Source organism: Leptospira yasudae (assembly GCF_003545925.1).
In the GTDB taxonomy this organism is placed as follows: Bacteria; Spirochaetota; Leptospiria; order Leptospirales; family Leptospiraceae; genus Leptospira; species Leptospira yasudae.
Window position 1 is genome coordinate 25,587 of the sequence record NZ_QHCU01000002.1, and the last position, 25,683, is coordinate 51,269.

Annotated in this window: 23 protein-coding genes; 5 read left to right on the forward strand and 18 right to left on the reverse strand. The window is 44.6% G+C overall.

Annotated elements, in window-relative coordinates:
* Positions 1-208: 208 nt before the first annotated feature.
* Together hpt and DLM76_RS05255 are read right to left on the reverse strand one after the other, a co-directional pair.
* On the reverse strand, positions 209-754 hold the full coding sequence (gene hpt / locus DLM76_RS05250) for a hypoxanthine phosphoribosyltransferase (RefSeq protein WP_118964588.1): 546 nt from the start codon (positions 752-754) through the stop codon (positions 209-211).
* Positions 751-1,296: a SixA phosphatase family protein gene (locus DLM76_RS05255; protein WP_118964589.1), complete on the reverse strand. Its 546-nt coding sequence runs from the start codon at positions 1,294-1,296 to the stop codon at positions 751-753. The genes hpt and DLM76_RS05255 overlap by 4 nt, the downstream gene beginning before the upstream one ends.
* A gap of 47 nt (positions 1,297-1,343) precedes the next feature.
* Here DLM76_RS05255 and DLM76_RS05260 point away from each other — a divergent pair, with 47 nt between their 5' ends.
* Complete coding sequence (locus DLM76_RS05260; RefSeq protein WP_118964590.1) at positions 1,344-2,018, forward strand: hypothetical protein; 675 nt, start codon at positions 1,344-1,346, stop codon at positions 2,016-2,018.
* Positions 2,019-2,162: 144 nt separating this feature from the next.
* Here the strand turns inward: DLM76_RS05260 and DLM76_RS05265 are convergent, their stop codons facing one another.
* From DLM76_RS05265 to DLM76_RS05295, 7 genes are all read right to left on the reverse strand, one after another.
* Complete coding sequence (locus DLM76_RS05265; RefSeq protein ID WP_429946404.1) at positions 2,163-2,747, reverse strand: hypothetical protein; 585 nt, start codon at positions 2,745-2,747, stop codon at positions 2,163-2,165.
* Positions 2,748-2,772: 25 nt separating this feature from the next.
* Positions 2,773-4,212, reverse strand: a complete 1,440-nt coding sequence (locus DLM76_RS05270; RefSeq protein ID WP_118954567.1) for a M43 family metalopeptidase leptolysin — start codon at positions 4,210-4,212, stop codon at positions 2,773-2,775.
* A gap of 110 nt (positions 4,213-4,322) precedes the next feature.
* On the reverse strand, positions 4,323-5,441 hold the full coding sequence (locus tag DLM76_RS05275; RefSeq protein ID WP_118964591.1) for a quinone-dependent dihydroorotate dehydrogenase: 1,119 nt from the start codon (positions 5,439-5,441) through the stop codon (positions 4,323-4,325).
* Positions 5,442-5,467: 26 nt separating this feature from the next.
* Positions 5,468-6,559: an ABC transporter permease gene (locus DLM76_RS05280; protein WP_118964592.1), complete on the reverse strand. Its 1,092-nt coding sequence runs from the start codon at positions 6,557-6,559 to the stop codon at positions 5,468-5,470.
* Positions 6,556-7,512, reverse strand: a complete 957-nt coding sequence (locus DLM76_RS05285) for an ABC transporter ATP-binding protein (RefSeq protein WP_118964593.1) — start codon at positions 7,510-7,512, stop codon at positions 6,556-6,558. Before DLM76_RS05285 ends, DLM76_RS05280 begins: the two co-directional genes overlap by 4 nt.
* A gap of 67 nt (positions 7,513-7,579) precedes the next feature.
* Positions 7,580-8,311, reverse strand: coding sequence for an SDR family oxidoreductase (locus tag DLM76_RS05290; protein WP_118964594.1), 732 nt, complete (start codon positions 8,309-8,311; stop codon positions 7,580-7,582).
* Positions 8,312-8,372: 61 nt separating this feature from the next.
* The gene (locus DLM76_RS05295) at positions 8,373-9,263 is read right to left on the reverse strand and encodes a fructosamine kinase family protein (RefSeq protein ID WP_118954563.1); all 891 of its coding nucleotides are present in this window, start codon (positions 9,261-9,263) and stop codon (positions 8,373-8,375) included.
* A 111-nt stretch (positions 9,264-9,374) separates the two neighbouring features.
* On the opposite strand from DLM76_RS05295, the gene DLM76_RS05300 reads away from it, so the two are divergent.
* Positions 9,375-10,304 carry a glycosyl hydrolase family 18 protein gene (locus tag DLM76_RS05300; RefSeq protein ID WP_118964595.1) on the forward strand — a complete coding sequence of 310 codons (930 nt, stop codon included), beginning with the start codon at positions 9,375-9,377 and terminating at the stop codon, positions 10,302-10,304.
* A gap of 192 nt (positions 10,305-10,496) precedes the next feature.
* Positions 10,497-11,912, forward strand: a complete 1,416-nt coding sequence (locus tag DLM76_RS05305; RefSeq protein WP_118964596.1) for a hypothetical protein — start codon at positions 10,497-10,499, stop codon at positions 11,910-11,912.
* Here DLM76_RS05305 and DLM76_RS05310 read toward each other — a convergent pair.
* The gene (locus DLM76_RS05310; RefSeq protein WP_118964597.1) at positions 11,905-12,885 is read right to left on the reverse strand and encodes a GlxA family transcriptional regulator; all 981 of its coding nucleotides are present in this window, start codon (positions 12,883-12,885) and stop codon (positions 11,905-11,907) included. The two genes, DLM76_RS05305 and DLM76_RS05310, sit on opposite strands and share 8 nt — an antisense overlap.
* 157 nt (positions 12,886-13,042) lie before the next feature.
* On the opposite strand from DLM76_RS05310, the gene DLM76_RS05315 reads away from it, so the two are divergent.
* The gene (locus DLM76_RS05315; protein ID WP_118964598.1) at positions 13,043-13,432 is read left to right on the forward strand and encodes a DUF1304 domain-containing protein; all 390 of its coding nucleotides are present in this window, start codon (positions 13,043-13,045) and stop codon (positions 13,430-13,432) included.
* Between the two features lie 132 nt (positions 13,433-13,564).
* On the opposite strand, the gene DLM76_RS05320 is transcribed toward DLM76_RS05315, so the two are convergent.
* From DLM76_RS05320 to DLM76_RS05355, 8 genes are all read right to left on the reverse strand, one after another.
* Positions 13,565-14,386 carry an NADH-quinone oxidoreductase subunit B family protein gene (locus DLM76_RS05320; protein ID WP_118964599.1) on the reverse strand — a complete coding sequence of 274 codons (822 nt, stop codon included), beginning with the start codon at positions 14,384-14,386 and terminating at the stop codon, positions 13,565-13,567.
* Positions 14,383-15,792: a hydrogenase large subunit gene (locus DLM76_RS05325; protein WP_118964600.1), complete on the reverse strand. Its 1,410-nt coding sequence runs from the start codon at positions 15,790-15,792 to the stop codon at positions 14,383-14,385. Before DLM76_RS05325 ends, DLM76_RS05320 begins: the two co-directional genes overlap by 4 nt.
* Positions 15,793-17,001 (reverse strand): proton-conducting transporter transmembrane domain-containing protein, encoded by a 1,209-nt coding sequence (locus DLM76_RS05330; RefSeq protein ID WP_118964601.1) that lies wholly within the window; start codon positions 16,999-17,001, stop codon positions 15,793-15,795.
* On the reverse strand, positions 16,998-17,618 hold the full coding sequence (locus DLM76_RS05335) for a formate hydrogenase (protein ID WP_118954555.1): 621 nt from the start codon (positions 17,616-17,618) through the stop codon (positions 16,998-17,000). Before DLM76_RS05335 ends, DLM76_RS05330 begins: the two co-directional genes overlap by 4 nt.
* Positions 17,619-17,633: 15 nt before the next feature.
* On the reverse strand, positions 17,634-18,521 hold the full coding sequence (locus tag DLM76_RS05340; protein WP_118964602.1) for an NADH-quinone oxidoreductase subunit H: 888 nt from the start codon (positions 18,519-18,521) through the stop codon (positions 17,634-17,636).
* On the reverse strand, positions 18,488-20,209 hold the full coding sequence (locus DLM76_RS05345; protein ID WP_118954553.1) for a proton-conducting transporter transmembrane domain-containing protein: 1,722 nt from the start codon (positions 20,207-20,209) through the stop codon (positions 18,488-18,490). Before DLM76_RS05345 ends, DLM76_RS05340 begins: the two co-directional genes overlap by 34 nt.
* A 21-nt stretch (positions 20,210-20,230) precedes the next feature.
* A complete protein-coding gene (locus DLM76_RS05350) occupies positions 20,231-22,195 on the reverse strand; it encodes an alginate export family protein (RefSeq protein WP_118964603.1) in 1,965 nt (654 codons plus the stop codon).
* A gap of 168 nt (positions 22,196-22,363) precedes the next feature.
* Positions 22,364-23,332 carry a sodium-dependent bicarbonate transport family permease gene (locus DLM76_RS05355; RefSeq protein WP_118954551.1) on the reverse strand — a complete coding sequence of 323 codons (969 nt, stop codon included), beginning with the start codon at positions 23,330-23,332 and terminating at the stop codon, positions 22,364-22,366.
* A gap of 679 nt (positions 23,333-24,011) precedes the next feature.
* Here DLM76_RS05355 and DLM76_RS05360 point away from each other — a divergent pair.
* Positions 24,012-25,643, forward strand: a complete 1,632-nt coding sequence (locus tag DLM76_RS05360; protein WP_118964604.1) for a helix-turn-helix domain-containing protein — start codon at positions 24,012-24,014, stop codon at positions 25,641-25,643.
* Positions 25,644-25,683 lie beyond the last annotated feature (40 nt).

Here is a 25,683-nt window from a genome sequence, read left to right on the forward strand (position 1 = left end):
TAGTTTCTTATAAAACGCCCTATGTGCAAAAATAGGAAAGAATCACGGAGTAAAAAACATTTTTTTTAACGATTCGTTAAAAACATGAATCGAATCAGAAATGAATACGCGTGACTTTGCGAATCGACTCGAATCGCTTGCGGAAATGAAAGAAAAGCGTAGAAAAATAAATCGGTTCCGTTAAATTTCCGGCATTCTGACTTAAAAATTAAACCGAAATATCGCCCGGTTCCAATACGTGAATATCCGGAAGATTTCTGTATTTTCCGTCGAAATCCAAACCGTAGCCGACGACGAACTCGTCCGGAATTCTCCAGCCCACATATTTCACCGGAAATTCTAAGATGTTTTTTCTTTCTTTCAAAAGAAGAGTCACGATTTCAAGACTTGCCGGATTGCGGGTAAAGATATGACGTACGAGATATTGAAGCGTAAATCCCGTATCTAAAATATCTTCCACAAGAATCACGTGACGATCGGAGATGTCGACGCCGATGTCTTTTAACAAATCGATTCTTCCCGTGGAAACGGTTCCGGAGTACGACTTCGCTTGAATGAAATCGATCTCTACGGAAAAAGGAATCGCTCTTGCCAAGTCCGTGAAAAAGAAGACTCCACCGTTCAAAACACAGATCAGAATCGGATTTAGTTTTTTATAATCTTTTGCAATTTCGGAAGCGAGTGCTTTAACTCTTTGCGAAATTTCTTCCTGAGAAAAACGAGTGTGCAGAATATCGGCTCCGACTCGATTCATCCCGGTACCCAGAAGCGAATGATTTTTCCCGGAACCTTTCCCAATTCTTCCCATGAATCCGTTTCCACTTGTATACTTAGAAAGCCGGAGGTTGGGAATTTATAAAACACGGATTCGGAAAGCGATAAGTCTTCCGTCCCTCGAATAAGTCGATTTGCAATCTCTTCGATTCCGGGATTATGACCTAACAAAGCCACATTCTCCAATCGAGTGTCCAACTCTCTCAATTTCACGAGAATGTCTTCGCTATCGGATTCGTATAATTCTTCTGTTGCTATCATTTCGGAAGACAGGTTTCTATTCTTAGTTATACTCTTATAAGTATCCAGAGTCCTTTTAGAATCTGAAACTAAAAATAGATCCGTTTTGAATTCTATCTTTTCCAAATACTTCCGAAGAGTGCGAGCGTTTTTCTTTCCTCGATCGGAAAGAGGTCTTTCGTGATCGGACTTGAACTCAGTTTCCCAATCCGATTTAGCGTGTCTGATTAAATGAATTTGTTTCAACGAACTTTGTCTCTCGCTTTCCCATTCTCCGGTCAACTTAATTTCATTGACAAGATCCAAAAGAAGACTGTAATTATGGGGCTATGAAACATGTCTTTGCGTTAGCAGGAACTGCTTTGCTCGTTTTACTACCGGTAGTGTTAGGTGCGCAGCTAGCGGGTCCTCCCGACGAGGAAAAGGCGAAGAAAGACGTTCAAATTCATTGGCTAAAAAAGAATGCGGGCGATAAAATTCAATCTATCGAAAGCAATGGCGAACCCGTACTTATCGAAAACGCAAAACCGAATGTCGATATCTTATACAAATTTCCATTCTTAGTTACTGCAAAGCGCAAAGATGGCAGCGTAACGCGTACCGAAGTCGGCGCTAATTATGTTTTTGTTCGCACAAAAGGTTGGCTGTTTTCCGAATTGGGTTTCGGTAAGAATATCGTGTTATCCGATCCGGGCAGAGAATCTCCCGATAAAGAAGTCGCACTGAAATTGATCGAAGAAGGTCTGTTATCCGAGCGGTGGAAAGGAAAAACGATCGAAAACCTAAAGATCGGAGAACCGATGGCGGGCAGCGATCTGGAAACGCATTGGTATCGTTATGCGGGTGAATACGAGGTCGCAGACTATAACAGCCGTTATATGTGCACCGGAATGATCGTCCGTTTGTTTAAGGAAGAAGCTTCCGCAAACGATTGGAAATTGGATTGGAAAGAAAAGGGGATTTGCAGACAAAGCGGAGGAAATTCGAACGAAACTTCTCCGTGAAGATAAGATTCGGTTCTTTCTAAGAATTTTTCTTGATTCGATTTTACGATCGATTTTCAAATCGGTCTCCGCAATTCAACAAAACCGATCTTTAACGAACGCTTATCAGAGCGCGTTCTACGAATCCTTTACGATCGAAATCCTTTAAGGATTTTTTATGAAAGGTCCGGTTTTTCTGAAATTCTGATTTTCTCTCAGCTTATCCAAGCTTTCCTTTTTCAATCGATCGGAAAAACGAATCGAACTGACTTTCCCCAACCGAAGTTCTTTCAACGTATTTTGAATCGAAGATCCGATTCGATCGTGAGTTGAATACTGTTTTAGAAAATTCTCCGCTTGAGTCTTATCCAAAAAATAATACGTTTTACCGTAAGAGAACGCGGCCGAATTTCGAATCGAAGGATGTGCGTTTTCGTTCGAAATCGTCGATTCCAAATGATTCTTTGCGGAATTTCCTCCGAAATCGGCGATCAATTCGTTGATCTGAGAAATCGCATACACTCGCAAGTCCGGATCTTTTGAAATCGCGATCAAATATTCCTGGGGATTCGGATTGATCGCAAAGATTTCGCGAATCAAGGTTTCTTTGTCGATATGTCCGGTTTGTGTGGCGATCTCTTTGATTTTATTGTATTGAGTTTGATCCAAGTTTTGCGCTTGAACCGCCGAAGAAATCCATAATAGTAAGAACGTGATTGAAAAAATAAAGTCGTTGGTTTTGAGTTTCATAAGCCGATCCGTTAATTCCATTTTCTTAATATACAAGAGGATGAGAACGAAGCACCCATCCTTGTTCCCCGGTTAATTGAGTTTGATTGATCGTCGGATTTCCGGCCCAAAACATAAGATTGAGTCCCCCGCTGTTGAAAAATCCGTCCCCTAAACATTCTCCCAAACCTACGAGATTGTTTCCGTTTTGATCTCTGCATTCCGGGGTTTCCGGCAAAGGATCCAAAGTGTATCTTCCTTTGATGACGTCCTTTTCCACAGGATGATACAGACCTAAGAAGTGCGCACCTTCGTGCGCGATCGTTTTTGCGAGAAAAACTTGATCGGCCGAACAAGTTAAATCGGAGCCTACCGCTCCGCAACCGGAAGCGGTTCTGTGATTTTCGATAAACACCACCATTCCCGATTTCGGAGTTCCGGCCACCGGAATTCCGGGAATACCGGAAGAGATTCCTAAGATGCCTGCGGGTGCGCTGCTCGAAACGGTATAATCTCGAGTGATATAGATGTTCAAAGAATTCGCGTCCTGAACGCCGGAAGGATTATTTCTATAAAGAGATCCTAATGAATTAGCGACGTCTCCGTAATCATCCGTGATATTCGCAATCGTAAGATACGACGCACCCGCAGCTGCAAGCGATGCGGTTACACTCACGTCGATCTTTACGGTGTTCTGCGCATAAATGTCTTTTACGGTTTGAATCATCGTCGCCATCGCAGCCGTAGTCGGCGTTGTAACGGCTCCCGGAATAAAGATCAGATTGATGTTCAACTTCTTGCGAGATTGCCAAACCTTACTCAAACCGGAAGTCGCGCTTCCGAAAATTCCGTTCGGTTCCGCACGAAATTTATATTCTTCACAGGTTTGAACCGTATTGTTCGTGATTCTTCGAGTTGTGATCGGCGGACTCGGAATGCTCGGTAAAATAAAATCGGTTCCTAGGAGATTCGTTGTAAAGTTATTATATCCAGAACTTGGAGCGTAATATCCAGGCGTCGCGCCGATGGGAAACGCGGTCGCAGCGGAACGATATCCGGCGGATTCGCTTTTACCGCTATCTTGGATTAAATTACCCGCTGCAGTTTCCCAAAGAGGATAAATAAAACGATTCGGATTGGAAGAGAACGCGTGATTTTGCTCCGTATAAACGATTCCCATCGGATTGTTTTTTCCGATTCCGGGAAATTTAACCGTACCAACCAGATATGCCGTTCCTCCATCCGCGTAAGCGCCGCTTTCCGTTAATAGGACTTGGCTCAAAGTGGAAGTGGAAACGCTGAAGTTCGGTGCGCTTCCGCTGGTGCGGACGTTTTCGGCGGGGTCGCAATAATAAAGAGCTTCGTTGATCGCATAAAGACCCAAAAGAAGTTGTAAGTTTTTGGAGGTGTCGTCGTCTCCCTTTCCGGGACAACCCCATATCAAAGAACAGACAATCGAAACTATTACTAAAGATCTTCCCAACATATTCCTTTCTTCCTGACGGTCTTTTAGAAAGCCCTAATATTCTAAAACAATCAATTCGCTTATCGTTCTTTATTTCAATCAAAAGGAAAGAATTCGGGAACGATCACAACCTATTTCGAATCGAAACGAAACTCTTTTTCCTTTCCCACCAAATCCGACACCGATTTTAGATCCTGTTTTTTTAGGAACTGATCCAAAAATTCGAGAATTCTTAAAGGTAAAAAAGGCCCTTGATAAATATAACCGGTATAGATCTGAATTAAATCAGCGCCTGCGAGAATTTTTTCAAGCGCCGCTTTTCCCGAGTCGATACCGCCGACTCCGATGATCGGAATTCTACCTTTTAAAATTTGATAAGCGACTCGAACGAATTCCGTGGATCGATTTTTTAAAGGAGCTCCGGAAAGCCCGCCTTCCTTTTCCACATTCGGATATCGTTTCAGAGAGGATTTATCGATCGTAGTGTTCGTCAGAATCACTCCGTTCAATTTCAAACTCAAAGAGGTTTCGAGCAACGCTTCCAAATCCTTCGTTTCCATGTCGGGTGCAAATTTTACGAACAACGGAATTTTAAAATTCTCCCCAAGTCCGTTTCGAATCCCCTGAATCAGAGAAACGAAATTCTCCTGTTTTTGAAAATTGCGTAACCCCGGAGTATTGGGAGAACTGATGTTGATTACCGCATAATCACCGTAAGGTGAAAGCTTCTTCAGAGTGTAAACGTAATCTTCGATCGCTTTTTCTTCGGGAACGATCTTCGTCTTTCCTGCGTTTATGCCGCGGATCTTTCTTTTTTTCTGGGAAGAAATCGTTTCTTGAGCCAAGTCCGCGCCGGGATTGTTAAATCCCATTCGATTGATGAGAGCTTGATCTTCCGGATAGCGGAATACTCTGGGTTTCGGATTTCCGGGTTGGCCTTGGCCGGTGATCGTTCCGATTTCGATATGACCGAAACCCATGCGAGAAAGAAAGGGATACAATTCTCCGGTTTTATCAAAACCCGCGCCCATTCCCAACGGATTTTCAAACTCGATTCCCGCGACCTTCGTTTTTAAACGATCGCTTTTATACGAGGTCGTCAATTCGATCATAGGTAAAATGCCGGGAAGCTTATTGCTGATTCCGAGCAGCGTCTTTGCAAGATCGTGCGCGGTCTCGGGATCCAGAGAATGAAAGAACGGTTTCAGAAACGTCGAATAAGCGGCTTGTCGAAGAAAAGAAGAAAGCATCTCTGAAACTTTTTAATCCGCAGTGATCAAGACCAGCGAAAAATTCTGATTCCCGCAAAAAGAAAAATCACACCATATACAAACAGCGAAAGCACCGCCGGTAAAACGAAAGCGAATCCCGCTCCTTCGATAAAAACCGCACGCAACGAATCGGCCATCAACGTTAAAGGAAGATTTCTGATAAACGGCAAAACCGCTTCCGGAAAATTCTGATACGAGAAGAAAATTCCGGAAAGAACCATCATCGGAAAGGTCACCGCGTTCACGAGACCGTTTCCGACTTGTGAACCGGCCGCTCTCGATCCGACGAACATTCCGATACAAGCGAATGCAAAGTTGCCGGAAAGATAGACCAAAACCGCGGCCCCGATCGATCCTTCCAACGCATTCTCGAACGTGGAAAGCGTAAAGCCGAGCAAAATCGCGGATTCTACCGCAGTCACGATCAATCGCGTAAAAAAGAAAGAGAGAAGAAAATACAACTTGTTCATCGGTGTTGCGGACATTCTTCTCAAAAGCTTTTTCATCCGCATCTCGATCAAATTCCAACCGACTCCCCAAAGACAAGAGTTCATCACTCCCATCGCGATCATACCGGGAACTAAGTAATCGATGTATCTCGTTCCCTTGGATTCCATTCGTTCGATCTTGGATACGAAACCGGTTTCGTTCGATCGAATCTTAGAAAGCAAAAGAAGATAATCTCTCTGTCCGTTCGGATTTTCTCCGTCAAAGGAAAAATGAACCGCTCCATCCTGAGTTCGTTCGACGATTACGTTCAGCTTCCCGCGTTTGAGATCGCGGATAGCATCTTCTTTGGAAAGAATCAAAAATCGGACGGAAGGTAAAGATCCCGGATTTGCAGTGTGAGAATTCGTTTCGGGTGATTCTTTGTTTGCGCTTTGGGATCCGTTCGAACTCAAGATCGTTTTTAATTCTTCAAGTTGATAAGAATTTTCTAATACTGCGATTTTGACTTCTTCCGAACCCTGTCCCGCAAAAGCGACTCCGAGAATTCCGGCCATCGCGATCGGAAATAAAAACGCCCAAAATAAAATTCCGGGTTCTCTGAAGAATTCCTTCAGCTGAATGCTGACCAATTGAAATATCTGTTTCATCCTTCCAACCCTCTTCCGGTCATACTCAAAAAAAGATCGTCCAGCGTCTTTTTATGACATTCCAACGTGTTTAATTTTTTACCCGATGCGCCGATCGCCTGCATCAACCCGGGAAGATAATCCGCGATCGCGGAAACATAAATTCGAGCTTCGGACTTCGCTTGATCCCAGAAAAATTTATATCTTCCTTTTTCGGGAATCCAAGATTCCGGATTGGAACCGTCTTCCATGGAAAAACGGATGATTTCTCCTCCGTCCGTTCTGCCGAGAAGATCGGAAAGCGTTCCTTGATCCAAAATCTTTCCCTTATCCATGATGATGATCCGTTCGCAAAGAGTCTCCGCCTCTTCCATGTAATGTGTGGTGAGAATCATCGTGGTTTTGTTTTCTCGAAGACGATCGAGAATTTTCCAAACGTCCCGTCTCGCTCCTGGATCGAGTCCGGTCGTGGGCTCGTCCAAAAAAAGTATTTCAGGATAATTTAATATGGAAACTCCGAGCGCAAGCCGCTGCCTTTGTCCGCCGGAAAGATTGCTGACATACGCTTTTCGTTTTTCTTCTAGATTGATCAATTCGAGAATCTCGTTGATTCTTTCCTTTGTGCTTTTGTAAAAAGTTCCGAAAAGATCGAGGGTTTCCTGAACCGTAATCCGATCCATAAAGCGTGTTTCTTGAAGCGCCAAACCGATCTTGGATCGAAGAAATGTTTCGCTTTGTTTCCAAGTGGTTCCGAGAATCGAGATCGAGCCGCCGTCCGGTTTTTGAATTCCTTCCAACATTTCGATCAAGGTCGTTTTACCGGCGCCGTTCGGCCCGAGCAGAGCGACAAATTCTCCCTTAACGATTTGAAGACTGAGATCGTTGACCGCGACCGTGTTTTTAAAACGTTTGACCACGTTTTTGACGTCGATCACCGGCTCCGTAGAACTGTTATGATTCGTATTCTGGTTCAAGAAATGTCCTTTTTATACTACATTCTAAATTTTGAATTCTTTTATGCGCTCCGTTGATTACGGTTTTTTATGCTTTTTTAATCATCCTATAAATCAAAGAAGGAAAAAGTCGGAGTGCGACTCCGAGATACTTTACGACGCCGATTCCGATATACGTACGATCCTTTTCCAGCGCGGCGATAAACTCGTCCGCGAGGGCGGAAGTGGTCAGTTTGTTTCTTCCTCTGCCGGCGGTCATCGGAGTATCCACTTGTGGCGGAAGCATCTCGATCACTTTGACATGGGTCCCTTCGAGTTGATAGCGGAGCGCTTCGGTGAACCTATGTAAACCGGCCTTAGTTCCGCAATAAAGCGGTGCCGACCGTTTCGGAACGAGAGCGAGTCCCGATGTTACGTTTACGATCGCCGATTCGGAATGCGTTTTTAAAATCGGAATTAAAACTGAAATCAATCGGACGGGAATCGTTAGATTCGTTTCGATTTCTTTTTGGATAAACTCCGTTTGATCCGGGTCTTTGGAAAAATCCGGGTTGTATTGAATGCCCGCGTTGTTGATCAAAATATTAAGCGAAGAATATTTTTTGCGGATCATCGATACGAGTTTTTCGAAGTCCGCCGGTTTGGTGAGATCGCATCGAATCGTTTCGATTCCCGGAACGGAGGATAACTTCGAAAGGGAATCCTTGTTTCTTCCCAAAGCAAGAACCGTATTTCCCAAACCCGCAAATCGTTTTGCGAGTTCCAAACCGATTCCGGAAGTTGCACCGGTGATTAAGATCGTATTTCCAGAAAGTTTCATGATCCGCTTATCTTCGTTCCGCAAACGGATCGAGCAAGCAATTCGCGGTTTTAAAACGGAATTAACTCTTACCGTAATAACGCAGAATTTGTCGAAGCGATGAAAGGTACGAAGGTCCGAAAAGGTTGATGTGAACTAAGATCGGATACATCTGCCAAAAAGGAATTCGATCCTTTAAATGGTCCGGGTCGTCGATTCCGGAAGAGGAAAGAATCTGCTGCATCTCCTCCAAGTTCAAAGAACTTCCGAAAAGATTCAACATCGCAAGATCCTGTTCGGGATGAGAGAATGCGATCGAGGGATCGATCAAATACGAATGTCCGTTTTTACCTGTCAGAATATTTCCGGACCAAAGGTCTCCGTGAATCAAACGGGGTCTTGCTTGATTGAGATTCCATTCTTCCGTAAATTTTTCGAATACGTCTCTTACGTTTTCAAAATCCTTCGTCGTGATCAGTTTTCGGGAAGAAGCCAACTCGAGCTGCGTTGTTAAGCGACTTTCCCAAAAGAACTCGGAAAAGGTCGAGTGCCATCGATTCTTTTGCGGAAGCGTTCCTATAAAATTATTCCGTTTCCATCCCCAGGAGTTCGAATCCTTGCGGTAGAGAAGTTTTAGACTTCGGATTAAATCCTCGCGGGCTCCCGAGGCGGAACCCGATTCGACGAAATCCATAACCAACAGCCAAGCGTTGCCCGCTTGTACGATTCCGTAACATTCGGGAACTCTTACACCGATTCGATAGAGTTGTTCCAGGGATTCCTTTTCGGTTTCCGCCATATCGCGGTTTTTGATGACCTTAACCGCAAAGGAATGATGCGGAACTGTGGCGAGATAGATTTCATTTAGGCTGGAGGAATGAAAGGTCACTCTCGGTTTTTGACCGGAATTTAAAATTCCGAGCCTTTCCAAGCCTTCGCAGATCGCCTCTTCTAAACCCGCTTTGATGACCACAATTTCGCTTCCTCCCGGATGACTCCGGTCCTTTTCATCTGATTAGAAAATCGGCCTGAAAGGTTCCCGGATTGATTGAAATTTACAAAATGGTTTTATAATCCGTAAGACGTGAGCATCTTCAGAATTCTTACCGTACTATCCTTGTTTGTCGGAAATGCACTTTGGGCTCAAGTAGCATCCAATCATTGGAATTACGCTTTGTTTACAACGATAGAAACGCGTTCATCCTCTTACTGGACGGAGATTCTTTCCAAATCACATACCATTAGTTATACAGGGAATACCATATTATCAGATGGGACGTTTCGATCAGCGAGACTTCCGGAAGGTTTCGTATCCTTATCGAAGAATCATAAAATTCGACTGATTCCTCTGATCACAGCCGTTTCTAAAAACGGTTCGAGCTTCCTTAAATCGAATGCGACAATGGAATTTGCGATTCGGAATATCATCAATGTCTTACATTCCAATCCGCATTTGGCCGGAATTCATTTGGATATAGAATCCGTTCCTAAATCGGAAATCGCTTCGTATAAACGGTTCCTGAGAATCTTAAAGGAACGTTTCCCCGAGGATCGGGTAATCACAATCGCTATTTTTCCGCAGATAGAGTTTCCAAATCCAAACTATGTGATTCATTCCGATCTCTTTCAAGAAGAAGCGATCGATGAATTTGTACTGATGAGCTATGATTACCATTCTCCGCAAACGCCACCGGGTCCGGTGACTTCCTTATCTCTTACGAAAAAAAATCTGGAATTTTTATCCAAACGGATAAACGCTTCCAAACTCTGGTTAGGGCTTCCTCTGTACGGTTATTTTTGGAATCGAAACGGTACGGTAAGAATTCTCACGCAAAAGGACTTACAAAAGAGAAACAATGATCTCGAAATCGTGGAACACGAAGACGGTTTTTCGATTTTAAAGAATTCGTCCGGAACCGGAGCCGTCACCGATTTAAAAACATTAGAAAAATATAAAGAATTGGCTCAGTCGTTTCGACTCAAAGGGACTGCGTTCTGGAGAATCGGTTTTTAAGTTTGGAATCGAGTTGGTTGGTTCTTCAACCCCGAATTCATCTCGAAGTTTTTTCGGACTTTCGTGTTATCCAAAAAACCTCTGACTCATTTTTAATTTCCGGCTTCTTTCAAATGAATTTACGATTTCCATTCGATTCGTACAATTGGAATCGGGATTCTTTCGAAAAGAATCGGAGAAAGAGGTTTTTTCGTGCAGGAAGTTCATCGATATTTGGATCAATACTTGGAAGAAAACATTCTTCAATCGGAAACGATTCATCGAATGAAACACGTCATCCATGAATTCAGCGTTCGAGCGCCCAAGGTTTTAGTGACGAAGTGCATCGATGGACGCGTCCACGGAAGCAAACTCAAAGGCTATCCGGTGACTACGATTCGTTTTGGAAGAACGGATGGAAATATCGTTTCACCGAACCTTGACAACTTCTGGTTTTGGAACCGCATTGATCGACTGATCAACGACGCTGCCTGCAACACTCCGAATACTCCCGCTCTGTTTATCGCGTATATGCATCGTTCCGATCTTCCCGGTCTCGGCTGCGCGGCCCACGATCACGACGACCAAGCCGCGAGAAAAGCGATTCAAGAGCAGACACAAGCGGTTCGGAAAATGTTTCGTAAAGACAGACTCTACGTGATGGAAGGAATCACAAACACCGATTCGATGGCCGAAACTCTCATCTTCGAAGACGGAATCCGTCTGGATACGACCGAGTTCATCGACAACTTCGACTTCAAACACCCTTCCGATATCTTTCATAAGGCCTTCTTAAAATACCCGATCAAAGATACTGCGACCGCAAGATATGTAGGTTTCAAAACTCCCGAAGAATTATTCGAGGAACCGGAGCTTCGTTTTTTCAACGATTTTCAAACCACACTTTGTATGAAGTCGTATCTCATCCGTGAAACGGCTTCGATCGTCGTTTCGGACGATTTTGAATCGCAAAAACTGATTCAACCGGATTTATTCAACGCGTTGATTCAAAAACTTTTTTCGGTAAAAGACCTTCCGCCCCTTTTGATTCCTGCGCTTTTGTATCAAACGATTTGGAACATCACGTATTCTCTGAATCATAGACGCAAATTGTCCTTTTTAAGCGAAGAGGAAAAATGGAGAATCTTAGACCACGCGGAGGAATTGATCTGCTACGGAGACGGCTTTGAACTCTTGCAAAGAAACAAAGCGATTCTCGTCAAAACCGGAAGAGGAAACGATACGGATGCGTTAAACGTTGCAAGAAGAGTTTTGGAAAAGAATCGTTCGAAACAACCCGCAACCGAACCGATCCTAATTCATCTCAATGCGGAAATTTCGGGAGAACTTTCCGCTTGGGAAGATATCAACGAGAACATAGCCTCTAAGATCAACACCTTGCTGAGAAACTTGGAAGTCGTCTTTCAAGACGTGGAAACGATCGTATTGACTACGTATTCTTATCGGGATCAAAAACGTTTTTATCCCATCCACACAAAGGACGATCCAAGAATCACGTATCCGGTCGATATCTTCGAAGGGATCAATTCCGAAACCTTGTTTTCATCCATGAGTTTAAAATCCAGAGAAGCCATTTATTCGATGGAAAGAATGGGAAAGTTCATTTAAGTCGAACGGGAAGCTTAAGCGAATGACGTCGCCGATGCTCCAGCGGAGTCATTCCGATATAACGCTTAAAAAGAACTCGAAAGAAACCCACGTTTTCATAACCCACTGCGTAACTTACTTCTTCGATGGAATCTCCCGTTTCTTCCAATCGTCTTCTTGCCCATTCGATGCGAAGACGTTGTAAATACGTCGAAGGAGGTTCTCCCGTCGCTTCTTTGAATCTTCTTTTTAAACTTCTGGAACTGATACCGACTCTTTGCGCGAGAGATTCCATCGAGATCGCGGTGTTGAATTCGTTCTCGAGAATATCCTGCGCTGTCGCGATCGGTTGATCGTCGTGATGTTTCTGCGTAGCGAAGGTCATAAACGGAGTTTGCGAAATCCGATCCGAGTCGAGAAGAAAATGTTTCGCACATTTAAGAGCGACCTCTCTTCCGAGAGATTGTTCTAAAACATGAAGACTTAAATCGTAGAAAGCGTTGCTGCCTCCGGAAGTCAGAAATTTACCTTGGTCGATCACTAACTTATTGATATCCAAATGAACGGTCGGAAACATTCTCCGAAAAAAAGAAGCGAACTGCCAGTGAGTCGTCGCGGACAACCCGTCCAACAAACCGGTCGCGGCAAGTAGAAACGCTCCCGAACAAACGCTCGCAATTCTGTCCGCTTTCGTAGAAGCGTCTTTGAGCCATTCGATTTCCAACCCGCATCTGCGTTTGAGATTGAAAACGTTCGGTCCGACCGCGGGGACGATCACGAGATCCGTTTTTTCGCAACGACCGACTAAGTCGGGTTTGATCTGCACATTTCCATGAAGTTGAACGGGTTCCGATTGAATCGCCGCAGTTCGAACGCGGCAGATGGGAGGTTTACGCCGATTCTCCAAATCGATTCCGGCGAATTCAAAAAATTCGCAGAGACCGGTAATGACCGAGGCCGGGGCTCCCGGAATTAATAAAATGACAACGTCCATAATCGGTATTGGAACGAGACTTGGCAAAATCGCAACAAAAACTCCGATTCGGCTAAAAAGTGAACGGCCGAATCACGTCGAAAACTGGCCCGGATACGCCTTTACAAAGAAAAGGCGAACTGTTAAACTACCCCCACAAATTTTAGGAGTTAGACGAATGATTTTAGCCGCAAGGATTTTAGCCGGTATCGTAGGCGCACTTCACGTATGGATTTTTCTGATGGAAAGCGTTCTTTGGATGAAACCGACAATTCACAGACGTTTCGGAGTTACGGATAAAAAGTTAGCGGAAGCGATGAAAGGAGTTTTTTTAAACCAAGGTTTTTACAACCTCTTCCTTGCGATCGGAGCGCTTTACGGAGCGACTTTTTTCGATCTTCATGCTAACTATGCTCCGGCGATCATGATCTTTTCCTGCCTTTCGGTTTTCGGAGCCGGCGTGGTTTTATTCGCTTCTAAACCTTCGATGGCGCGGGCTGCGATCATCCAAGGATTGCCGCCTTTGATCGCGATCGTTTTGATCGGAATTGCCGTTTCCGGCGGATAAAAAAACCGCAAAGAATTTCGAATCTCGAAATCCGATGCGGCTTCGTATTGGATTTTTCTAATATGCTCGGTGACGAACGGTATGCCGTTTTTCGGTTCGTTTTCGTCGCGGAGCGTATTAAAGTTTTTTAAACTACTTTGTTTCTCTTAAATTCTGAACGAATTTGGATAACTCCGCTCGAAAGGAGAATTCTCTCGTCCCCATCAGATAACGGAACGCGGATACGATCACGTCCGGTCTAGGTGGATCTCCTCCGATAAACAGATCCGGTTCTTTCGGAAGTTTGCCGAGTTTAAAAAGTCCTCCTGCAATCGCTTCCGAACCTGCGGCGATAAGCGCCTTCGGAGAAGGCATCGTTTCCCACGCTGTGTCAAGGGGCCCTTCCATATTCGGTCCGACCGGTCCGGAATAGACGAGCGCATCCGCGTGTTTTGGAGAAGCAACCACACGAATCTTACTCGCTTCGGCGTCAAACAACGCATTGAAGCTCGCGTTGATTTCCGCTTCGGTCGTGTTGTTTCCGCTAGCGGCCACTTCCCGGAATTGAAATCCGGTTTTCTTAGTCGCCTTTCTGAATTGTTTTACTTCTTCGGTTTCGACTTCGGGTTTTTCGTCGGGAATACCGTTCGTATAAATGACTTTCAAAGCGTCGCGATCGGTGGAATAAACATGAACGAAACCCGAATCTACGATCTTTCCGTCCGAACAGAACTCGGAACATCTTCCGCACTGAAGACAAGCTCCGTAATCGAAACTCATTTTATCTTTGGAAAGAATCTTCAGGGAATGGGTCGGACAAACCTGTTCGCAGGACTTGCAGGAAAGACAGGACTCGTTGGACGCGAGCACGGGAACCGGAATTCCCCGAGCGTTCGGATTAAAAGGCGAGACATTTTTGTAGTCCATCGTCTTTGCGGGACGAAGAATATTCAATATTTCGAATATAATTTTCATAGGTCGACTCCTACGTAACTCAGGTTGAAGGATTTGTTGTTCAACGGAAAATCCCCGATGTATTCTCCCCTTACCGCCAATTCCAACGCGTGCCAGTTTGGAACGGATACTTCGCGAATATACGCTTCTTCGATCGTCCCTTCGGCGTCCAAATCCAAAGAAACGAGGACCGGGCCTCTCCATCCTTCGACCGAAGAATAATACGTTCCTTTTTTAACGGGAGATTTGGAGGAGGACTTACCGAGTTGTCGATCCAAAGCCGCTTCCAATTTTGGAATCGCTTCAACCAACCACTTGCCGCTGTTCTTCAATTCTTCGTAACGCAGATAAAATCTCGCCCATGCGTCTCCTCTCATATGATCCCGATTGAGATCGAGCGATATAGGCGAACTAAACGCATACGATTTTTCTAAATGACGAAGATCTCTGTTGAGTCCGGTGCATTTTTCCACCATTCCGATAAAGCCGAGATGTCTGACTTGTTTTTGACGAATCACTCCGCAGGACTGAAGTCTTTCCCGGTTTGTGGAAGCGTCGGCCGCGCGTTCGAAATGCGCCGCCACATCCGCGGTTACCGATCGGATTCTTTCCGCGAGTTCGTTTAATTTTTCGCGGTTCAGATTCTTTCTAAGAAGCACTTTACCCGGAGACAAAGCCCCTCTTCCGAAACGATTTCCCGTCAACGCTTCCATCACTCCGAGAGGAACCCCTCTTTGCAAAGAGCAAACGCCTTGCAGCGGATAATAACCGATGTCGCCCGCGATCGCTCCCATATCTCCGATATGAGTCGCGATTCTTTCCAATTCGAGCAAAACGAGTCTTGCAAAATCTAACTCTTGGGGAACCGAGATCTTCTGCGCTTCTTCAAAGATTCTCGAGAAAGCGATCGCATAAGCGATCGTGCTGTCTCCCGAAACCGCTTCCGCATAAGGTAAAGAATCCTTCGGTCCTTTTCCCTTGATTAAGTCGATCAATCCTCGTTTTTGAAAGCCGAGACGAATATCGAGATTACGAATCTCTTCTCCCTTTACGATAAAACGGAAATGTCCCGGTTCGATCACACCCGCATGAATCGGTCCGACCGCGTGCGAATAATGGCTCGCAGGAATCGGTACCTTCAATCCCTTATATACTAAATCCTTAATACCTTTTTTGGTTACGAATTTTTCCACGTCCGTCTTGCGATCCGCGGAGATATATCTTTCGAAATCATAGGAAGAATAATCCTCTTCTCCCTGATCGGTTCCGAGAGAATGCCTGAGAATCCATATCGGATTCGCGGTATCTTCATAAGCTTCCTTTTCGGAATATTCGACGACTTCGTGTTCCACTCCGTCGCTCGTAAGCCAGAAGCGGTTGTAACCCTTTTTACTTTTTCTCGGATACAAACCCGTTACGCTGCGCATTTAAAATTCTCCTTGCAGTAGGTGATAAAATCCCCAGATACCGAGAGCCAACACCATGATAAAAAGTAAAAGCGAGTTGGTCATACGGATCTGCAACGTACCGGCAAATTCCTTTGCGAAAGGCCGGTCTTCCAAATTGAAAAGAGGAACCGTTTTGTAGAGGAGCACTCCGAAAAAGACCAATCCCAAAAACGGAACGGTGATCACGAACCATTGTCCTTGCGTCCAACCCACTTTTAAAAGTAGAAGGTCGTTTACGAAAATCGGAGAACCGGGAAGAACGAACGCGACGAACAAAGATGCAGTATAAAGCGCGAGGGCCTTTTTGTTGATCGAATCCGAAAGAAAGATCTTGCTGAGTTCCCGTTTACCCGCGTCCATTCTCACAATTCCCATCGTTAAAAAGAGAACGGATTTCAACACGATGTTTCCGGCCATTACGAAGTTGAACACCGGATCCGGAAGATCCATCCAAAGAAAAATTCCGATCGCCCCGCTGTGAAAGAGCGCTACTTTCGCGGTCATCATTCTCAAATCGTTTCTTTGATACAACGCGACGATACTTTGTAGCATCGTGATAACACCTAGGATCAACAAACCGTCCGCCGCGCTGAAAGTGGTCGGATACAACTGATGATCCATGTGAATGAACGGTCTTAACGCATAACTTACGGCAACCGGAACAAAGGCCGCGATCAAAGCGGATATTTGACTCGGGCTTTCGCCGTACGTATCGACGACCCAAACGTGATTCGGAAAAAGTCCGAGTTTTGCGGAGTAACCGAAGATCGCCAGCCAAAGTCCGATTTCGATCCACAGATTTTCGGGATGTTCGGATAATTTACCTGCCAGCACTTCCACAGGATGATCGATACCGTGTAACGTAGCCGTAACGATGATAATCCCTAAAAACGCGATCCCCAATCCAAACGAGTTGATCAAAAGAAATTTCCAAGCAATCGGAAAGGATTTGGAAGTTCTGCTCGAAGACACGAGCAGCGCACCCGTGAACGTAGTCGCTTCGATCAAAACCCACTGAAGCGCGAAACCTTCCAGGTTCCATGCGGCAAACGTTAATCCGACACAGAGGATCATCAAAAAAGACCACATTGCGATCTGTCTTTGTCCCCGAGTCGGCGCCAAAATATACGCGAGAAGAATCAGAAATAAAACCGCGGCTCCGATTCCGTTTAAAACGAGAAGACTCATACGGACACCTCTTCTTTTTCGTTTTCGGAAGAACCTTCCATGCTGATTCTCAAAGTCGCCGCCGCACCGATGATAAACACCGCGTCCAAAAAGGAACCGAACTCGATGCCGAGCGGAAGTTCCGTTCTTAAGATTTGCGTCAAAAGAAAGGTTCCGTTTTCAAACACCGCAAAAGAAGCGATCACGCCGACCCAGTGACGTCGAACGACGAATCCCACCATTCCCACATACAAAAGAAGGAACGTGTAAAGAAAGGACATTTGATTCACTTCACCGAAACGAAGTTTAGTAAATCCTAATATAAAAAAACCTACTACGGCCCCTACCATCAACAGCGCGAAAGTGGGAATATAACCCACCTTCGGAAACGTGGATTCAACGGAGTTCGTTCTTCTTGCGGTCCAAAAAAGAATCCAAGGAGTCAAGACGACCTTGAACAAAAGGATCATTCCCGCCAAAAACAAACTGTGAGTCCCGTACCCATTGTTTTCAAACAGAGGAACCAAAAGAAAAACGCTTTGAAACGCGAGCAAAAGCACGAGCCGTTTCAAGCGATTCTCGAGTAGGATCACGACTCCCAAAAGAAGTAGAATTAAATAACTGAATTCTGTTCCCATATAATTTCCTTAAGATCAACCTAACTTGAGGAGAATGCCCAAAAAGAGCATGAAGATAAAATTCAAACCGAGCAATTCGGGAACCCAGAGCCATTTTCTTCGAGTACTGTTCGCTTCGATATAACCCACGCAAACCGAAACGAAAAGAGCTCCCAAGACGGCGACCACATCGAGCCAAAACGGCGAGACGCTTCTGCTCAAAAAGAATTCTCCGTGATAAACGCCCATCTTTGCGACAAAGAGAAACAACGCACACGTTTTGAATTGTTGCGCCAATTCGAACAGCGCCCTTCTGCTCCCCGAGGCTTCCAGCAGCATCGCTTCGTGAACCATCGTAAGTTCCAAGTGAGTTCTAGGATCGTCGAACGGCGGTTTGGCGAGTTCTGCCAAAATCACTAAAGAGGTTCCTAAAAGAAAAAGGCCGCCGAAGGCAAGGCTCGCAAAGTTCGCGTTGAATACGAGGTGCGATTCGAACACGACAAGAACGAGAATCATGATCGGTTCGCAGAAAACGTAGAGAATCACTTCTCTCGCCGCTCCCATCCCCGCAAACGAGGTTCCGTTTTCTACGGAATACGCGAGCAACGCGAATCTCATGATTCCGATTAAGAACGGAATGAGAAGAAAGGAACCCCATTCAAAACTCGCCAAACTCCATACGACTAATCCGGACAAACAAGCGATCATAGGAGAAGTTTCCGTGAAGAATCCGGAAAAAGGTCCGTCCACCGGTTTCTTTCGGATCATTCTCCAGGTATCATACAAGATCTGAAGAACGGGTGCGCCCGCTCTTCCCTGAGCGTACGATCTGATCTTTTGGACAAGACCTCCGCACAAAAACGGAAGAGCGATAAACGATAATACCCGGATTACTGGGTCAAGGTATTTAAGAACAATTTCCATAAATCTCCCTCGGCTAACTTGAGGCCGATAATCACGAACAGAAGAATCACGACGGTCACGGAAGAAAAAGCGAGATTGATCGAAATCGATTCTTCGTCTGCTTCATTGACTCTTGTTTTGAAAGTATTCAAGAATTTTATAATACCGTGAAGTATTCCCTCGTCCAATCTGGAGTTCCCTTCTTCATTGGTGAAATATCTTCCCAAAGAAGGGACCAGAGGATCCGAAATTCCGTCCGAAGGAATGGCGACGTCCGCTCCTCCGTAATTTCCTCCGCAATCCCAAAGCTTTCTTTTGGAAATTTTCGTTCTCCATCCGAAAATTCCTACGAGCGCCATCATACCTAGCCCGATGAAGTTGACGATCGCAAGTCCGCGATACCATTTCTCATCCAGCCATTCGGTCGTCGGGGAATAATAAACCGCGTAAGCAGAAATTCCCAATGATACGAGAAGAATCAAAATTCCGCTTAAAGAAAGAGAATAAAAAATCGAACGGGAAGGTTTATTTTCCTGCCAGTTGTTTCTCGGTCTGGACAAGACCATTCCTAAGAAAATTCTTAAGTGACCTGCGGCGCCCAGCACCAAACCGGAAGATACCAAGATCAACAAAGGAAGTACGAGAATCGCGCTTTGTCCCGGAATTTCCAAAACACCGGCGACTAACTTCACAAAGGTGGCTTCCGATAAAAAACCGGTCGTTCCGGGAATCGCAAGAAAACTAATCGTTCCCAAGCTCAACAAAGAAGAAGGGAGACCGGAAATTCTTCCGACACCGGTATTCTGATCCACATTCGAAAAACCTGATATTTTGGTGAGATATCCGATGGAAAGAAATTGAAACGTCTTGCTGACACTGTGATGAATCAAAGAAAGAATAAAGAGAAACGAAAAGGATCGGCTCAACACCCTCAAACTCTCGACCTCGTTGTCCTTCCATAACGCGGAAAGAAGAATGCAGAGAAACAGAAAGTTCATATTCTCGACCGTGCTGTAAGCGATCGCCTTCTTCGCGTCTCTCGAAAACAAAGACGAAAGCCCCGCCCAAAGAACTCCGAAACCGGCCAGAGGAATCAAAATCTTGATATAAACCGTATTCCCGAGCCAAGGTGCGACGAGTTGATGAAAAAGAATCAAAGGAAGATTCACCAAGATCCCGGAATAAGCGGCGGAAGCGTGCGCCGGTGAACCGGAGTGCGCTTCGGGAAGCCAAAAGTGAAATCCGAAAAACGCGGCTTTAACCAAAAGACCGGCGACCAAAAACATATTTCCGAATTCGCCTTCGGGAGAGTAAATCCAATACGTAAAACAGAAGGCGCCCACTCCTCCTGCAACAACCAACGCGATAAAACTTTTGATCGAGTTCGGTGTCCACTTGCCGCCTTGATACAAAAGAAACGCACTGACAGTGGATAATTCCCAAAAAAGAATCAGCCACAAGGTCTTACCGACCAAGTAGCAAAATCCCGTGCTGAGAAAGAACACAGCGTAACCTAAAAGAACCGTCGTTCTTTTGCGGTGTTCGTATCCGTAAACGTAGATGGAGGTGATCAAACCCAAGACGGCTTGGAGAGTGAGACCAATGAATATGGCCGTGTCTTGTCCGAAAAAATTCTTACCGATCACCCTTCCCGCAAGGAAAGGTGCGATAAGGGACATTGCGACTATCAAATAAGATAGAATGATCATCGGCTGATGAGCCTCCTTTTTCTAAAGCGCGGCGTTCACTTGAAAGAAGAACACGCTCGCGTTGTTCGCGGAAGTGTGCTGTTTCATAAACGCAGCGGGGTTCAATTCAAACTGGTTTGTTGTTCCGTTATAAAGCAACGGACTGTTTCTATAATTTCGAATCGAATTTCCAGCGATCAGAAATCCGGCTCCGGTCCAGATGGACACGTTGTCGTTCACCTGAAACATCCATGTTAAATCCAATTCGTTATATATGTTTCTGCCTGTCGAATACGATTGGGTATACGCATTCCCTGTGTAATTTTCCGTGGAACCTGCCGTCGCCATCGTTCCGGTCGCGTTAGTCGCCGTTGCAACGGGAGAAGACAAAGCGGAACCGGCGATGGAATTCGCTCCTCCGTTGATCGCATACCATGCGTCATTCTTCTGAACCTTGTCGTTGATGATATAAGCGACTTGGAACATACCCCACTTTTCGCTTTTGTAAGTGATGTTCGCGTTCCAAGAACTAAGGTTCTTCGTATCGATGTTTTCGGAAAGACCCGCGACGTTGTTCCAATACGGAATTACCCCGAAGCGAGGATTGACGAGGGTTTGGAACGTTCCCACGCTCCCATCCGCGCGATTGTTATCACCGGAGGCATACGTGTACTGCGCACCCAATCTTAAATTATTGGCGAACGTGTAACCGGTTTGTACGAGGTGAAAGCGACCGGAATACTTGACTCTTTCCGTTCTTGTATCGGCGAGATTTACGCCTTCGATCGATCCGGTGACATCGGAACCCATAAACCGCTTATGAATTCTTTGCCCGTTGTAACCGTTCTGCCACGCGCTTTCGATCGTCCAGTCCCAGGACTTTCCTTCTGGAAGATTGTTCTTATTGGTCCTGTTGGTCAGACGAAAACCGGTCGTGTAAAGCATATCGGTTTGTCTTTTGCGATTTTGCGCTAAAACGTCGTCCGTCGTCGAAGCCGGAGTCGTTTGCGGAATCCATTTCTTAACGACGTCTATATTATAAACGTCTAATACCGCTTCGTTTAAGATCTTAAAACTATTGTATGTTCCGAACAAGGTCGTATCCGATTGAGCAGCGGAGGGATTCGTATTTCCCGGGGTCGAATTCACTTTCGGATCGTTGGAGGAAAGGACACCGTTGACTCCGCTCTGCGTCCAATACGGTCTTGCCGCAAAAAAGTGAGAGCTGAAATTCTCGTAGTCGAACATCAAACGCGCACCGTCATAAGAAAGGCCGTTGATCGTCCAGTTCGCACCGCCCAACATTCTTTGATCTCCATAAGCCCATATTTGTCTACCCACCTGAACTTTCGCATCAAGAGGAAGTTTTTTGATCATCACGAACGCTTCTCGGATGCTCGTGTTGTTCTGAGCGATGGAGTTACTCGGTTTTCCGGGAGTATTCGGATCGGAGCTTAGGGTCGGAGTATTGCTGAAAAAACCCGCACGAATGTCCCCGACATTTGCGGGCGACTCGCCCCCCCAAACCCTTGTGTCCTGGACCGTAACCTTGAAGGTCACGTACGGACTTGGATCGACCAGGAAGTAAAATGCAGTAGTCTGCATAATGCGATCCGTATACGCGTGATTGGATTTATCGAAGTTTAGATTGTTTCTGGATTCGTATCTCGGTCTGAGGTAAAAACCCAACTTGATCCAATCGTTTATCCAAAGTTTATTCGAGTATTTATTCACCGTCTTCGCGAGATCGGGATCGATAAACATGTGACGATTATATTCAGCACTAACGCCGCCCTTCTTCATCGGAGAAACGTAATCCGCGTCGTCCATTTTTGATTCGGTCGAAGGTTTAGCAGCTGCGGAAGAATCACCTGCAGGTTTAACCTCAACCACCGGCGTTGCGGTCGGAGTAGTCGTTTGGGCCAGTAACGCCCCACTCTCGAAAGAGAGGAGAAAGAACAGAATGAAACCTATTTTTACAGTATTTTTTTTTTGATTCGAAGTCATTTTGATTAACTCTTCTTTTTTTTATTTAAGAAAACGATCATCTTCGTCTTCGATTGAATCCTTCCGTTTAAAGAAGGATTCAAATGAGAATTATTGAATGTTTTAGTATTCGTTTTTCTCGGCGATTTTCTGTTTCAATAAAACGGTTCGCCGAAAAAACAACCCTCCTTAGGTCAAAGTCACAAGGTAATAATAAAGGGGAATTCCTGCCACGATGTTGATCGGGAATACGATCGAAAGCGCAACCGTAAGGTAAATACTCGGGTTCGCTTCCGGGATCATATCCTTCATAGCGGCAGGAACGGCGATATAAGAAGCGGATGCACAAAGAACGACGAACATAAGTGCATCTCCCACAGGCATTCCGATAATCTTAGTCAGAACAAGACCCAAAGTAGCGTTTACGATCATCAAACCGATTGCAGCGGCGATTAAAAAGTATCCCACGTGAGCGAGTTCTTTAAATCTGCGCGCCGCTGAAATTCCCATATCCAAAAGGAAGAATGTTAAGATCCCTTTAAATAGGTCATCGGCGAAAACTTTTTCAGCCTTCCAGCCAGAATCGCCGGTGATGTAACCAACGACCAATGCGCCCACAAGAAGATAGATGGAAGATCCGAATAACGCTTCGTGGAACAACGCTTTCCAATTAATCGCTCCGCCACCGTTCATTTTATTTTTATTCAAACGGTCGAGAACGACTGCGATTACGATCGCCGGAGATTCCATCAAAGCCATTCCCGCAACGATAAACCCGCCGTATTCAACGCCGAGATTGTGCAAGAAAGCGCCCGCGGTTACAAAAGTCACTGCACTGATCGAACCGAAAGAACCGGCCAAAGCTGCTGCATTGTGTTTATCCAGCTTAATCTTCAAAACGTAATAAGCGTAGATCGGTACGGTGATCGCCATGATCGAACAGGCGAGCAAAGTAAACAAATGCTCTTGGCTGAATGCGGTACGAGAAAGCTCATGCCCTCCCTTAAAACCGATGGCAAAAAGGAGATACATCGAGAAGAATTTAGACAAGGATTCGGGGATTACCAAATCAGATTTGAAAAAGACCACTCCCATACCGAGGAAGAAAAACAGTACCGGTGGGTTCAGCACATTTTCTAATATAGCGTGCATGTCCATAGTTAGCTAACTCCATGATTAAAAGACACCGTTACTCGATTTGAATTGAAACCTCAAAGGGAGATAGCAGTAATCCAAAGTTAAGGGAAGGAAGAAATCGGAACCCTTTCTCAACTCTCCCCTACTGAAGGAATAGACTTTCCAGGATTATAAAATTGGACAATCACTTTTTGGAAAACTGCGTTTTCAGGAAAATCGGATCCGATTTGTTAAAAAAATCCGAGGGACATAACGCAATAGACTTATTAAACCTTTTTCTATTAAGCTCTAAATCTTTGGCATTTCCATACTCTGCTTAAAGCAGAACCGATTTCATTAGTGAATACGTAATTTGTTTTTATTTTATACCGAATTTTTCGTCTTTTCCGGATTCTTATGTGTTTTAAAAGAATCAAGAAATAGTGTCTAACTTTATAAAATTGGAAGATCGATGAATTTTTCAGATACGATGGTTGAAAGGACCGGTCGAAAAATGAAACCTTTTCTTTTTTAAAGGCAACTTGTAAAAAAGTACTGGTGCAAACCGAGTTTTCTAAGAGAATCCAGTTCGGAATACAAACCGTAAAAATCAGGCACTTTCTTTCTGAGAAAAAATAAAACTCAATTTGCCTCAGAAACCTTTTAAAAAAGAATGATATCGTCTCCGATGAATATTTTAAGACTAGGAATAAAGAGAAGAATGCGAACGAGTTCAACGTTAAAACCCGAAATTTTTACGATGATTCTCAGTGTGTTTCTTTCTTTTTCCTCGATTCTTGCGCACCCGGAATCCGTATTATTGAACGAGGATACTTCCTCTAAGAATATCAGCTCTCTTATAGAATATCGTTACAGAGGACAACAATTTGCGGGATGTTCTCCCGAACATATCGATGGATTAGAGGATTTGGAATGGCATCCCATCTCCGGAAACGTTCTCCGAGTAAAAAGGACGCCATTCGGAAATTGGCTTCGGTTCAGCGTAAAGAATTCCGAAACTTCGCTTCAAAGTAGAATCCTTCTTTTGGGTTGGTTGAACGTCCCCGATACGCAGCTTTGTTTTTTCGATAAAAATGGAAAGTTCGTTTCTTCGAGTTCCGGATATTCCAACTCGACTCCCGACGAAAAGATTCTGGCTTCTTTACCCCATTTCAGAATGGACCTGGAACCGAACGAAAGCCGAATCTTTTATCTTTTCATTCAATCCAACGAAGATATCAATTATCGGATTCGGATTATGGGCTTGGAAGAATACGAACTTCATAAAAGAATGAGATCGATTCTGCCGTATTCGATCATAGGTATCGTCGGAATCGCGGTTCTCTATTCTCTTTTCGGTTATTACCGGTTTAAAGACAAAGTTTTCATTACGTTTCCTTTATATACCTTTTCCGTTCTTCTTACATTCTACTTTCTACACGGAAGAACCTTCGCGGAAATCGCCGGAAACACGAACAATCTATTCCGTCACAGTTACTTTTTATTTCTCGCAATATCGCACGTTTTTCTTTTTCTCTATCTTTTTACGATAGATCGGGCCAATCAGAAAAAAGTATATCGCTCCATGTTTTTCTGGATCGCCGGCGCATTGGGTTCTTTGTATGCTTTGATACCGCTATTTCAAGCCTGGTATGATCATAGAATTCTTCTTTTGGTCGCGACCGTCGGACTTTCGAGTTATTATTTTATCCGAGTTCATTATCAGTTCTTACGCACAAACTCTCCGACCAGCTTGCTTTACACCGCGTCTTGGACCGCTTTTTTATTGTTGGATACGTATAAAACGATTTTTCATTTCGATTTTTATCCGTTTAATTCCTTTTCCGTTTTCGGAGTCGTTCTGTTTCTTCCGTTCCATTCGATCCTAGTCAGTTTTTCGCTGAATGAATTCTTCAATAAAAAAGCGGCGCAGGAATCGGAGGAAAAAGAATCCGCTCAAACGAGAAAATCCACGACTTCCTCCTTGAATGTCAGCGAGATCGTTATCGATATCAAAAACCTTCTCGAAAAGAAAAAGATTTATCTTCAGAAATCCTTAAAGGAAGAAAACGTAGCGAAAGAATTGGGTTTGAGCCTTCATCAACTTTCCGAAATCATCAATGTCGAATTTGGAAATAATTTTCCATCGTTGATCAATCAATACCGTATCGAGGAATCCAAAAAGCTTCTTTTGGATCACCCCGAGGAAACCACTGCGGAAATCGGCGGAAGAGCCGGATTTAGCTCTAAATCTACGTTTTATATGGAATTTAAAAAGTTCACCGGAACCAATCCGAACGCGTTCCGCAGAAAAAAAATCAAAAACGAAGCGGCTTTCGAAAAACGCATCTAAAGAAAATATCTTTTGGCTCGTTCCCTTTTCTGGAATCAGA

Bases quoted from the DNA above. Each gene is read 5' to 3' on its own strand.
- DLM76_RS05270 (WP_118954567.1), bottom strand. From the start codon at position 4,212: ATGTTGGGAAGATCTTTAGTAATAGTTTCGATTGTCTGTTCTTTGATA.
- DLM76_RS05320 (WP_118964599.1), bottom strand. From the start codon at position 14,386: ATGAAAATTATATTCGAAATATTGAATATTCTTCGTCCCGCAAAGACG.
- DLM76_RS05340 (WP_118964602.1), bottom strand. From the start codon at position 18,521: ATGGAAATTGTTCTTAAATACCTTGACCCAGTAATCCGGGTATTATCG.
- DLM76_RS05335 (WP_118954555.1), bottom strand. From the start codon at position 17,618: ATGGGAACAGAATTCAGTTATTTAATTCTACTTCTTTTGGGAGTCGTG.
- DLM76_RS05360 (WP_118964604.1), top strand. From the start codon at position 24,012: ATGCGAACGAGTTCAACGTTAAAACCCGAAATTTTTACGATGATTCTC.
- DLM76_RS05315 (WP_118964598.1), top strand. From the start codon at position 13,043: ATGATTTTAGCCGCAAGGATTTTAGCCGGTATCGTAGGCGCACTTCAC.
- DLM76_RS05355 (WP_118954551.1), bottom strand. From the start codon at position 23,332: ATGGACATGCACGCTATATTAGAAAATGTGCTGAACCCACCGGTACTG.
- DLM76_RS05330 (WP_118964601.1), bottom strand. From the start codon at position 17,001: ATGAGTCTTCTCGTTTTAAACGGAATCGGAGCCGCGGTTTTATTTCTG.
- DLM76_RS05265 (WP_429946404.1), bottom strand. From the start codon at position 2,747: ATGAAACTCAAAACCAACGACTTTATTTTTTCAATCACGTTCTTACTA.
- DLM76_RS05325 (WP_118964600.1), bottom strand. From the start codon at position 15,792: ATGCGCAGCGTAACGGGTTTGTATCCGAGAAAAAGTAAAAAGGGTTAC.
- DLM76_RS05350 (WP_118964603.1), bottom strand. From the start codon at position 22,195: ATGACTTCGAATCAAAAAAAAAATACTGTAAAAATAGGTTTCATTCTG.
- DLM76_RS05280 (WP_118964592.1), bottom strand. From the start codon at position 6,559: ATGAAACAGATATTTCAATTGGTCAGCATTCAGCTGAAGGAATTCTTC.
- DLM76_RS05260 (WP_118964590.1), top strand. From the start codon at position 1,344: ATGAAACATGTCTTTGCGTTAGCAGGAACTGCTTTGCTCGTTTTACTA.
- DLM76_RS05310 (WP_118964597.1), bottom strand. From the start codon at position 12,885: ATGGACGTTGTCATTTTATTAATTCCGGGAGCCCCGGCCTCGGTCATT.
- hpt (WP_118964588.1), bottom strand. From the start codon at position 754: ATGAATCGAGTCGGAGCCGATATTCTGCACACTCGTTTTTCTCAGGAA.
- DLM76_RS05345 (WP_118954553.1), bottom strand. From the start codon at position 20,209: ATGATCATTCTATCTTATTTGATAGTCGCAATGTCCCTTATCGCACCT.
- DLM76_RS05275 (WP_118964591.1), bottom strand. From the start codon at position 5,441: ATGCTTTCTTCTTTTCTTCGACAAGCCGCTTATTCGACGTTTCTGAAA.
- DLM76_RS05290 (WP_118964594.1), bottom strand. From the start codon at position 8,311: ATGAAACTTTCTGGAAATACGATCTTAATCACCGGTGCAACTTCCGGA.